10 protein-coding genes are annotated in these 10,911 nt (G+C 58.2%); 9 read left to right on the top strand and 1 reads right to left on the bottom strand.

The genetic code is table 11. The features are described 5' to 3' along the window. Window positions 1–140: 140 nt before the first annotated feature. The 8 genes from V5B59_RS15970 to V5B59_RS15935 all read left to right on the top strand — a co-directional run bounded on the left by V5B59_RS15970 (window position 141) and on the right by V5B59_RS15935 (window position 9,773). A complete protein-coding gene (locus tag V5B59_RS15970; RefSeq protein WP_332352030.1) occupies window positions 141–2,078 on the top strand; it encodes a flagellar assembly protein A in 1,938 nt (645 codons plus the stop codon). Window positions 2,079–2,608: 530 nt separating this feature from the next. Continuing rightward, complete coding sequence (locus V5B59_RS15965; RefSeq protein WP_169070326.1) at window positions 2,609–3,160, top strand: DUF2889 domain-containing protein; 552 nt, start codon at window positions 2,609–2,611, stop codon at window positions 3,158–3,160. A gap of 57 nt (window positions 3,161–3,217) precedes the next feature. Then, window positions 3,218–4,378, top strand: coding sequence for an ADP-forming succinate--CoA ligase subunit beta (gene sucC, locus V5B59_RS15960; protein WP_169070327.1), 1,161 nt, complete (start codon window positions 3,218–3,220; stop codon window positions 4,376–4,378). Window positions 4,379–4,387: 9 nt separating this feature from the next. Beyond that, window positions 4,388–5,281 carry a succinate--CoA ligase subunit alpha gene (sucD, locus tag V5B59_RS15955; protein ID WP_169070328.1) on the top strand — a complete coding sequence of 298 codons (894 nt, stop codon included), beginning with the start codon at window positions 4,388–4,390 and terminating at the stop codon, window positions 5,279–5,281. 387 nt (window positions 5,282–5,668) lie between these two features. Beyond that, complete coding sequence (locus V5B59_RS15950) at window positions 5,669–7,204, top strand: DUF6399 domain-containing protein (RefSeq protein WP_332351228.1); 1,536 nt, start codon at window positions 5,669–5,671, stop codon at window positions 7,202–7,204. Next, on the top strand, window positions 7,191–8,168 hold the full coding sequence (locus tag V5B59_RS15945) for an ornithine cyclodeaminase family protein (protein ID WP_332352029.1): 978 nt from the start codon (window positions 7,191–7,193) through the stop codon (window positions 8,166–8,168). Before V5B59_RS15950 ends, V5B59_RS15945 begins: the two co-directional genes overlap by 14 nt. A 64-nt stretch (window positions 8,169–8,232) precedes the next feature. Then, window positions 8,233–9,075, top strand: coding sequence for a Stp1/IreP family PP2C-type Ser/Thr phosphatase (locus V5B59_RS15940; RefSeq protein ID WP_288131820.1), 843 nt, complete (start codon window positions 8,233–8,235; stop codon window positions 9,073–9,075). Between the two features lie 14 nt (window positions 9,076–9,089). Continuing rightward, on the top strand, window positions 9,090–9,773 hold the full coding sequence (locus V5B59_RS15935) for an FHA domain-containing protein (RefSeq protein WP_034915265.1): 684 nt from the start codon (window positions 9,090–9,092) through the stop codon (window positions 9,771–9,773). On the opposite strand, the gene V5B59_RS15930 is transcribed toward V5B59_RS15935, so the two are convergent. Beyond that, window positions 9,763–10,014 carry a hypothetical protein gene (locus V5B59_RS15930; RefSeq protein ID WP_332352212.1) on the bottom strand — a complete coding sequence of 84 codons (252 nt, stop codon included), beginning with the start codon at window positions 10,012–10,014 and terminating at the stop codon, window positions 9,763–9,765. The genes V5B59_RS15935 and V5B59_RS15930 overlap by 11 nt on opposite strands. On the opposite strand from V5B59_RS15930, the gene V5B59_RS15925 reads away from it, so the two are divergent. Beyond that, window positions 9,931–10,635 carry a 3',5'-cyclic-nucleotide phosphodiesterase gene (locus V5B59_RS15925; RefSeq protein ID WP_332352199.1) on the top strand — a complete coding sequence of 235 codons (705 nt, stop codon included), beginning with the start codon at window positions 9,931–9,933 and terminating at the stop codon, window positions 10,633–10,635. The genes V5B59_RS15930 and V5B59_RS15925 overlap by 84 nt on opposite strands. Window positions 10,636–10,911: the final 276 nt, after the last annotated feature.

The raw sequence follows: 10,911 nt of genomic DNA, 5'->3' as shown, positions 1-10,911 counted from the left end.
CAAAGGCTCACGCGCCACGAATGACTGGGAACTGTGGGACAGGATCGACATCAGACACTGTGTTGCCGCCGGCAGTTTCTGGTACGCTTCTGGCGAAAGAACCGGAGGCGTCAATAACCAACCTGAATCAGGGTGCGATCATGCCACAATTTCCACGAAGCGCCATTGGCAACCTGGCCGAACTGGAGGAAGGGCAGATCGCGCTCTCGGGTTTTGTCGTTCAACATGACAAAGGCTTGTATGTTCGGCTCTCGCGACTCGAATCGGCGACGGCTTTTGCCGACTTCGTCAATCGCGTGATCGCGACAGGCCTGTACTTCCGGGGGCTTGATTACCCGCAGTTCCTTGCCCTGCTTTTCGACAATCCCATCGGTAGTCGCGACGATGCTGGCAAGGAAGTTTTTCTGGCTGCCGACATCACGAGTTTCCGACCGGAACGTCAGGCGCTCTACAAGGCTTGCCGGATCACGCCTGGCGAGGCGGCCTATCTGTTCGAACCGCTGTATTGCGAAGCGCAGAGTGATCCGGAACTGCTCGATCAGGGCGACCATCCTGCGCGTTCTGCCAAGGGGCAGCAGCGCTTCGAGACACGCATTTTCCTCGACATCGACGAATTCATCGCCGCTGCGTGGGCGAAGGGAGTGCGTTTCGGGATCGACGTCGCGGCGGTGCGCGAAGGCATCGAGCTCGAAAAGCCGGAACTGCGGGTGGTCGCTCGTGACCGGCCATACGTCCCCGGCAAGGATGCCGAAATCGTCGAGCTGGCTCCCGGGTTGCACCGCAATAACGCACCGCGGCGGCTGCTTGGCGACCGGGTCGATCTGTGTCAGTTCGAGACGCGTTACCCTCAGGTCGCCGCCGGTCTCCGTCTGATAAAAAAAATCCCGCGCCAGGCCGGCGTGGACGGGCGTGACATTTCCGGCATTGCGCTGCCGGCATCGCAACCCAAGGATTTCGATCTGCAGAAGCTGGCTGGCCCCGGCACCCATGTCAGCCGGGAAAAGGATGGCGAATTCCTGCTGGCGTCGGTATGCGGCTTTCTCAATATCGATCTGCGCAGCAATCAGTTCTCCGTGACCGATAAAATCGTCAGTCATGAAGGGGTGAGCGTACGCACGACCGGCGACCTCCTGTTGACCGGCGAGGAGTATGAGCAGTACGGCGAGATCCAGGAGAAGCGCATCGTCCGCTGCCGCAGCATTACCGCTTACGCCGATGTTTTCGGCAACATCCTTTCCAGCGGTGGGCTCGTCTGCCTGAAACACAATCTGGTCGGCGGGAGCGCCAGCAACGATCAAGGGGACATCTTCGTCGAAGGACGGGCTTCCGGATCGACGCTGATTGCGCAACACGGCTGCATCAATGTGCAACGCGCAGACAACTGCTTGATCCTGGGTCGCAAGGTGGTCGTCGGGCAGGCGACCAACTGCGATATCGTTGCCGAAGAATTGACTGTCGAGGTTGCGGAAGCCTGTGCCCTTGCCGGCAGGAGCATGCACCTCGGCGTCGCCCGTTCGCGCCGGGAACTTGAAAACGTATTGCTGGTGTTACTGCCCGACCTGTCGTCTTATGAGGCAAGGATCGCCGCCCTGCAACTGCAGCGTGCCTTGCTCGAGAAGGTGATTACCGAATCTCGTACCAGGATCGATGCCTTGCGTGGCGAGAAAGATGTGGCCAGATACCTGCTGGTCGGCGGCAAGTTGCGTCGCCATGAACTGACGCTGAACGCGGAACAGCAGTTGAGCTGGCGCCGACTCTCGGAACTGGTCGCACCGGCCCTGCGGACACTCTCGCAACTGTCTGATCTGGTCAAGGAAAAGGATGCGGAGTGGCATGCGCTGGAAGCACAAATCAACGAGGTCGTCGCTGCCCGAGATCAGTCCTGCAACGGTCTGGCCTGTACCGTCGAGCGTATCGAAGGGGAGACGCGCATCCGTGCCATGTTGGTCCGATTGGCTGATCCGCCGCTCACCGATCTGCCACACAAGGATTTGAAAGCGCGCCTGCGGAAAACCGATGCGGCGACCAAACGGCTTTTCAGCGGCTCGACCGGGCGCTTTTCCTGGGTTTACAGTTGATCACCAACGAACGATGATGTGGTCTGCCTGAGGCGTCGGTTCTTGCTCCGTGACTACTACTTTTACTGTGTGGACGAGGACTTTGGTCCGTTCTTCCTGAAGTTCTGCTCGTACTTTCCGTAGTCGAGACTGGCCGGGCTAACGGTCATGACTTTTCCAGACACCCCTGATCATGAAAGTCATGACCGTTTCCCTCCCTTGCAGGGCGCATTCCGGCTTGCCCGCCGGAATCGTTCGATGGGCGCAGAGCATGCTCTGCGAATTCCCCATCTCACCCCCCGACCCCTCCTACGCGAGGTGGGGGGGGAGGTTCGCGAGTCGCTGACGCGATTTTCACATTAACGTCGGAATCGACGGTCTGCATTGTTGAGCGGGCAGACCGGTGAGTTCGGGAACGTGACCGGCGTCCGGTCCCGGGTAGCCAGCACTCATAATTATGTATTTCGCCAAAAAAGCCAAGGCGTTCTGGTGTAGAATTCCTTGCCAGCTACGAAGCCTTGCCATGCTCGCAAATCCCCCCAGGACCATTGATGCCGCTGCCTCCATCCTCTGCCCAACGCACCCGCATGCATGTCCGCAACATTCAACTCGATGGTTACAAGCGGGATGATGCTCGCTGGGATATCGAGGCGCGACTGATCGACACCAAGGACCACGACTATCCGCTCTCGTCGGGTTTGCGGCAGCGTGGCGAAGCGGTGCACGACATGTGGGTGCGGGTGACCATCGACCATCAGATGAATGTTCTCGACGCCGTGGCCTGCACCGATGCCATGCCTTACATGGGCTACTGTGATCGGATCACCCCGGATTACGCGCAACTGGTCGGTCTCAATCTCTTTCATGGTTTTCGCACGGCAGTCAAGAATCTGTTCCGTGGCACGCGCGGTTGCTCGCATCTCAGCGAGCTGTTGATGTTCCTGCCGACCGCAGCGCTGCAGACTTTTGCCAGTGACGTACTCGATAACGACGATAGCGCGCACAAGCCCTATCAACTCGACCGTTGCCACGCACTGGAATCGCATTCGGACGCAGTACGGCGCTATTACCCGCGCTGGTACCGTGGCCAGAAGCCCGGGTAGGACGTCCTGCCTGTGGTTCGTTACGTTTCGCAACCTTAACTCAAGCAAGGAAAGCGCATGAAAATTCACGAATATCAGGGCAAGGAACTCCTGAAGAAATTCGGCGTCGTGGTTCCGCGCGGGGTGTTCTGTCCGTCCGTCGATGATGCGGTCAAGGCAGCCGAAACCCTGGGGGGCAAGGTCTGGGTGGTGAAGGCCCAGATCCATGCGGGTGGTCGTGGCAAGGGCGGTGGCGTCAAGGTGGCCAAGTCGCTGGACGAGGTTCGCCAGTATGCCAGCCAGATCCTGGGCATGCAGCTCGTCACGCACCAGACCGGTCCGGAAGGCCAGAAAGTGCGCAGGCTGCTGATCGAAGAAGGCGCAGATATCCGTAAGGAGTATTACGTCGCTGCGCTGACCGACCGTGCGTCGCAGAAGGTGGCGATGATGGCATCCTCGGAAGGGGGCATGGATATCGAGGAAGTGGCCCACAAGACGCCCGAAAAAATCCTCAAGGTCTTCATTGACCCGGCGGACGGGCTGACCGACGCGCAGGCGACCGAACTGGCCACCGGCATTGGCGTTCCGGCCGAGTCCGTTGGCAAGGCGGTGGCGACGCTCAAGGGCCTCTACCAGTGCTACATGGAAACCGACGCCTCGCTGGCCGAAATCAACCCGCTGATCCTCGAAGGTAACGGCGACATAAAGGCCCTTGACGCCAAGTTCAACTTCGACTCCAACGCCCTCTATCGACAAGCCGAGATCGTCGCTTACCGCGACCTGGACGAAGAGGATCCCGACGAAGTCGAAGCATCCAAGTTCGACCTCTCGTATATCTCGCTCGACGGCAATATCGGCTGCCTGGTCAATGGCGCTGGCCTCGCCATGGCGACCATGGATACCATCAAGCTGTTCGGCGCCGAGCCGGCCAACTTCCTCGACGTCGGCGGCGGTGCAACCACCGAGAAAGTGACCGAAGCCTTCCAGATCATGCTCCGAAATCCCAAGGTCAAGGGAATTCTGGTGAACATCTTCGGCGGCATCATGCGCTGCGACACGATCGCCACCGGCGTCGTGGCAGCAGCCAGGGAAACGCATCTCTCGGTGCCGCTGGTGGTCCGCATGAAGGGGACCAACGAGGACATCGGCAAGAAGATCCTCAGCGATTCGGGTCTGCCGATCATCACTGCGGATTCAATGGCTGATGCCGCCACCAAGATCGTTGCTGCGGTCAGTTAAGGAGCCACCATGTCGATTCTGATTAACAAAGATACCAAGATCATCACCCAGGGCATTACCGGCAAGACCGGGCAGTTCCATACCGAGAAGTGCCAGGAATACGCCAACGGCAAGAACTGCTTCGTCGCCGGCGTGAACCCCAAGAAAGCCGGCGAGAGTATTTTCGGCATTCCGATCTATGGCTCGGTCAAGGAAGCTGCTGCCCAGACCGGCGCGACCGTCTCGGTAATCTACGTGCCGCCGCCAGGCGCTGCCGCAGCGATCTGGGAAGCGGTCGAAGCGGACCTCGATCTGGTCGTCTGTATTACCGAAGGTATCCCGGTGCGCGACATGCTGATCGTGCGCAACAAGATGCTCAAAAAGGAAGCCGCCGGCGGCAAGAAGACGCTGCTGCTCGGGCCGAACTGCCCCGGACTGATCACTCCGGATGAAGTCAAGATCGGCATCATGCCTGGTCACATTCATCGCAAGGGGCGCATCGGCGTGGTTTCACGCTCAGGCACGCTGACCTACGAAGCGGTTGGGCAGTTGACCGAAATCGGTCTCGGCCAGTCGTCCGCGGTGGGTACCGGTGGTGACCCGATCAATGGCCTCAAGCACATCGACATCATGCGCCTGTTCAACGACGATCCGGATACCGACGCGGTGATCATGATCGGTGAAATCGGCGGTCCTGATGAAGCCGACGCCGCCGTATGGTGTAAGGCGAACATGAAGAAACCGATCGTCGGCTTCATTGCCGGCGTGACCGCTCCGGCGGGCAAGCGCATGGGCCACGCAGGTGCGCTGATTTCGGGCGGTGCGGATACCGCTGATGCCAAACTCGCGATCATGGAAGAGTGTGGCTTCAAGGTGACGCGTGATCCATCGGTAATGGGCAAACTGATCCAGTCGCTGATTTAGGGCGCCTGTGCTTGCCTGAAGTTCCGGCAAAAAGGGCAGACTCCGGTCTGCCTTTTTTTGTTTGTACTGGGACTGTGATATTTGTCGGTAAAATCGCCACTGCAAGCTGTAAGCTGCTTGCGGCGGAGAGCCCGCACTGATCGTTTGATCCGAGGTTCCGGATTGGAGGCAACGATGCCACTGTTTCTGGCTTCCCACTTAAAGCGGGACAGTCATGCTACCGATAGAGTCTGAGGATGAAGGGAGCTGAGGAGATGGGAACTGGTTGCCGCATCTCCTGTATCATCAGTTTTATGACAAAAAAACTCTACGACTCAAGCCATACGGACAACCAGCCGCGTCATTTTTGCCGCACTTACAGACCAGGGAAAACGAAGCCTGCGTGCAGTGGGGGAATTAATTCATCGCCCGAAAAGCAGTGTTCATCGCCACCTGCAAGCGCAAGCCCGTAGGAACCGACATCCTGAATCGGGGTTTTGGGAAACCGAAGAGGGGGAGGCATGGCTGAGATTGCTGGTATTTGCTGTGCTGTACACGTTCGGGCTGCAACATCATGTGGGGGCGGGTGCCTTGTCGGATTTCTTCCAATTGATCCGCCTTCATACCCATGTGGGGGTGTCTCCCAGCGCCTTGCAGACCCAACTCAGCCGGATGGAAGCGCTGTTGCCCCTGTTTCAGCAACAGTGTGAAGCCTCGGTACCGACGCGGACACGCCAAGCGGTGGTGGCCGCGGATGAGACGTTCTTTGGGGAGATTCTGATCTTGGTGCTGATGGATTTGTCCTCGGGCTACCTATTGCTGGAGTCGATTCAGAAGGACCGGGGTTTCGATACCTGGTTTGCCCAGGTGACCCCGCGCCTGGAAGCACTGGGTATCGAAGTCAACCACGCCATCAGTGACCGGGCGAAGGCCCTGATCAAATTAGCGGTCACAGGCTTTGAGTGTACCTCGGGCGCGGATACGTTCCACGAGCAATATGGCCTCAGTCGCTGGTTGTCACCGGCCTTGGGACGTCGAAAAGCCAAGGCGGATCAGTGCTGCGAACTGGCCCAGAAGGCCCTTGATCAGCCGTCGCGCGGAGCCAGTACCGAGGAAAAGGCGGCTTTGGCGGCACAACAGGCCTGTGCCTGGGAAGCCCGCGCGCAAGTGGAACAGGCGCAGCAAGAGTACCAGAAGCAGTTGCTGGGAATCGCCGAGGAAATCCATCCCTTCTCCCTGGAGGAGAATACTCGCACGACGGCGGAGAGCGTAGTGGCAGGACTGGAAACGCGAGCACAGGCCCTGGAAACTCTGGCGGCGCAACAAGGGATCCAGGATACCCGTTCCGCCCTGAAGAAGTTCCGTGCCCAGATCGGCGCCTTATCGAGTCACGTCAGCTTTTGGTGGCTTTGGGTAGAAGAAATCCTGCTGGGCTGGTCTCTGGATGAAGCGACTCGGCAATGGCTGACGAGCAAGCTGTTGCCCGTACTCTATTGGCACTACCAAATGCGGAAAACGCAAAACAGGGTTCACCGGAAACGGTATCAGGAGGCTTGGCAGCGAGCATTAGAGGCCTGGAAAGCAGACCCGTTCCATTCGGGATTCTCCGAGAGTGAGTTGCAGCGCTGGCTAGAATGGGGGGAATGGATGGTGCGACAGTTCCATCGCAGCTCCTCCGCCGTCGAAGGGCGCAATGGCCGCTTGTCCCAGTTGTATCATAACGGGCGAGGTCTGACGAAATGCCGCCTGGCTGCGCTAACGGTTATCCACAACTATGGGGTGAGACGTAGTGACGGCACTATCGCAGCCGAACGTCTGTTTAGCACCTCTTTCCCTGATCTTTTCGATTGGCTGCTCAACCAGATGGGGGAACTTCCCTTACCGAGGAAGTCCCGCCACCGGGTTGTGCATAACCCATTGAAGTTAGAGATTGTCCCGGCTTAAGTGGGAAGCCCTGTTTCTGAGTGAAGAAGATGTTGAAAAACTGCTGACCATGCCGCTGGCGCTTGCGGCAGTCGAGGCTGCACACCTGGATCTCGCGTCGATGCAGGCCTGCGATGTGCCCCGGCAGCGAACGCGTCTGCCACAGACGACGCTGCATATCCTGCAAGGGGCATTGCCGCAGCTCGACGCCATCGGGTACAAGGCCTACACCAGCAACCGCTCAGGTGTGCGCTTCCTGGTCCACCTGTATCGTGCGTCAGACGGCAGCCTGCGGGCTGTACTGGAAGCCGATCGTCTGGGCATGATGCGTACTGGCGCGGCATCCGGCGTCGCGACGCGCTGGCTGGCCAGACCCGATGCCCGTGTGGCGGGCGTGTTTGGTGCCGGCTGGCAGGCGGAAGGGCAGATCGAGGCGATCGCGGCGGTGCGTCCGCTGCAACGGGTGAAGGTCTATGCACGCCATGCCGGACGCCTGGCGGCCTTTTGTACCAAGATGTCCGAACGTCTTGCGCTCGAGGTGATCGCGGCGGCTTCACCGGAAGAGGTGGTGCGTGGCAGTGATATCGTGAGCACGGTGACCACTTCGGCGACACCGTTGTTCAATGGCGAATGGCTTGCGCCGGGAACGCACATCAATGCTGCCGGATCGAATTCACTGATCCGCCGGGAGCTTGGCGAGGACGTCCTCAAACGTTGCTCGCCGATCGTCGTCGATAGCCTTGCAACGGCGCTGTGTGAGGCGGGTGATCTACTGCCACTGCTGGAAAAAGGGCGCCTGCAGGCTCGTCAGCTCATCGAACTCGGCGACGTCATTTGCGGTCGGCAGACAGGGCGTTCGACGCCTGAAGAAATTACCCTGTTCGAGTCGCAGGGCATGGCTGTCCAGGATCTGGCGCTTGCCGTACGCCTTGAGGCGCTGGCACGTGAGCGCGGTCTCGGTGTCGAATTGCCTTATGGCGGGTAGTATGGACCCCTGTCGCCATGCTTGAGGATGGCCTGCAGATTGCCTCCGGGCTTGCTGATCAGTGATGGGAGAGGATGTGACAAACACTCTTTTGGGGGCGCTGGAAATCGCCTTCCGTACCGACCCCGGATTGGTCAGGGGGACAAATGAAGATTCAGTGTTTGCCGATGCCGATCAAGGGTTGGTGATCCTGGCCGATGGGATGGGGGGGTACAATGCCGGAGAAGTCGCCAGCAGCATGGCGACGAAGCTCCTGTCGGCCAGGCTGGCAGCGGCTTTCAAGGCGACTGCCGCGTACCAGACTGACAGCCGCAGCGGACAGATGTTTGCACATCGTTGCCTCAAGGAACAGATCGAGGCGGTGAACTTTGCGATCTATCAGGCGTCGGAAAGTCAGTCGAAGTTCGGCGGGATGGGCACCACGCTTGTCGCTGCCGTATTTTGCGATGATCAGGTGGTCGTCGCACATATTGGCGACTCGCGACTGTATCGTCTGCGGGGCGAAGAATTCATGGCCATGACCCATGACCACTCCGTCCTGCAGGAGCAAATTGATAGTGGCCTGATTTCGGCTGCAGACGCACGTTATTCGTTGCAACGGAACCTGGTGACGCGTGCTGTCGGCGTCGATTCAGAGGTCGAAGCCGAGATCCATGTTCACCCGGTGCGGCCAGGGGATGTGTACCTGTTATGTTCCGATGGTCTCTACGACCTGGTCGAAGATGTGGAAATTCATTATGCCCTGGAGATGTTCTCCGTCAATCTTGATCTTTCTGCCGCGCAACTGATCCAGATGGCCAACGACAATGGTGGGAGCGACAATATCTCGGTGGTTGTGATCAAGGTTTTGCATGCGTTTCCGGCCGCCAAAAGGGGTTGGTCCAGACTCTGGTCATGGCGCAATTAAGGACGATGAAGGCGATGGCAAAGCTCATACTCAGCATGGATGGTCTGGTTCTGAAGGAAATCCCGCTGCTCAAGGAGCGGGTGAGCATCGGCCGCAAGGCACATAATGACATTCAGATCGACAATATGGCGATCAGCGGTGAACATGCGGCGGTGGTGACCATTCTCAACGATTCTTTTCTTGAGGATCTCAACAGCACCAACGGAACGTTGGTCAACGGTCAGCCGGTCAAGAAGCATTTCCTGAAGGATAACGATGTCATCGAGCTTGGCAAGTACAAGATGAAGTACATCGTCGATCCGCTCGCACCGAACGAGGTTTCACCCTATGACCAGACCACACAGCCGCCGCGGTCGGCACCTGTGCAAAATGTTTCGAGGGTCGCTGATGCGACGACTTCTGCCAGTGCATCGCAGCCTGCTCCGTCGGCACCCGCCGCCGCCTCGGCGGTCATTCAGTTGCTCAGTGGTTCGAATGCCGGCCATCAATTGCAACTGACCAAGACTTTGACGACTCTCGGCAAACCTGGTCAGGTGGCGGTGATTGCCAGACGACCGAACGGCTACTTCCTGACCCACGTCGAGGGGGCATTCCCGATGTTGAACGGCCGTGCTGTTGACGCCCAGGCTCGTCATCTGAAGGACCATGACCTGATCGAGATTGCCGGGGTGAAGATGGAATTCTTCCTCAAGCAGTGATGGGCAATCGTGTTCTCTTCGGGCCAAGCAGCACGGCTTTCTTTCCTACCATAACGGGCAGATTCGGTAAGCAGATGAATCCGGTGACTCCACCATGAGAGTCAGGGTTCTCGGCTGTAGCGGAGGCATTGGCGGACATCTTCGGCGCACCACGGCGATGCTCGTCGACAATGATCTGCTCATCGATGCAGGGACGGGCGTCGCTGATTTGTCGCTTGCTGAACTGGCGCTCATCGACCATGTTTTCCTGACTCACTCGCACCTCGATCACATCGCCTCGCTGCCGCTGCTGATCGATTCGGTCAGCGACTTGCGCGACAAGCCGCTAACGGTCTACGCGACGGCTGCGACACTCGACATCATCGGCAGGCATATCTTCAACTGGGCAATCTGGCCAGATTTCAGCGTGATCCCGAGCCGCGAGAAAGCCATTATGCGCTTCCAGTCCATCTGCCTCGGGCAGTCGGTGCGGCTTGGTGAGAGAACGATTACGGCGCTTCCTGCAGAGCACACGGTTCCCGCAGTGGGCTATCAGCTCGACTCGGGGCTGGGCAGCCTGGTCTTTACCGGCGATACGACCGCCAATGATGCCTTCTGGCCGGTGGTCAATCGTATTGCCAACCTGCGCTATTTGCTGATTGAAACGGCTTTTCCGAACCGCGATCAGATGCTTGCCGAAATCTCCAAGCACCTCTGTCCGAAGATGCTGGCGAATGAACTGAAGAAGCTGTCAATCCCTGCAGAAATCTATATCAGTCATTTGAAACCCAGTCAGATCGAGCTGACAATGGCTGAAATCCAGGCCTGCGCCGGTGACTTCAAACCGAGGATGTTGCAGAACAATCAGGTTTTCGAGTTCTGATGAAATCACGAAAAAGTATGCACCTATACATCAGCGTTTGATGGCAAACATCCACACTTGGACTGGATGCTCCGATGCGAAGGGCCGCGAACTCGTTCATTGTGTAGTAAAACTGTCGGGAATTTTTACACTGCACACAATAGATGCGGGCTTGTGGACTTCAAGTCATTGGTTTTATGTGAAAAATTTTTTTGGCACACTATGTGCTTGCTTTTTCACCGTCCGACCATTGCTGCATTGGTGCCGGCGAAACCAGGGGTATCACGTTCACGTAAT

This window comes from Candidatus Accumulibacter contiguus, assembly GCF_036625285.1.
Lineage (GTDB): Bacteria > Pseudomonadota > Gammaproteobacteria > Burkholderiales > Rhodocyclaceae > Accumulibacter > Accumulibacter contiguus.
This window is presented reverse-complemented; position numbering and strand designations above follow the sequence as displayed.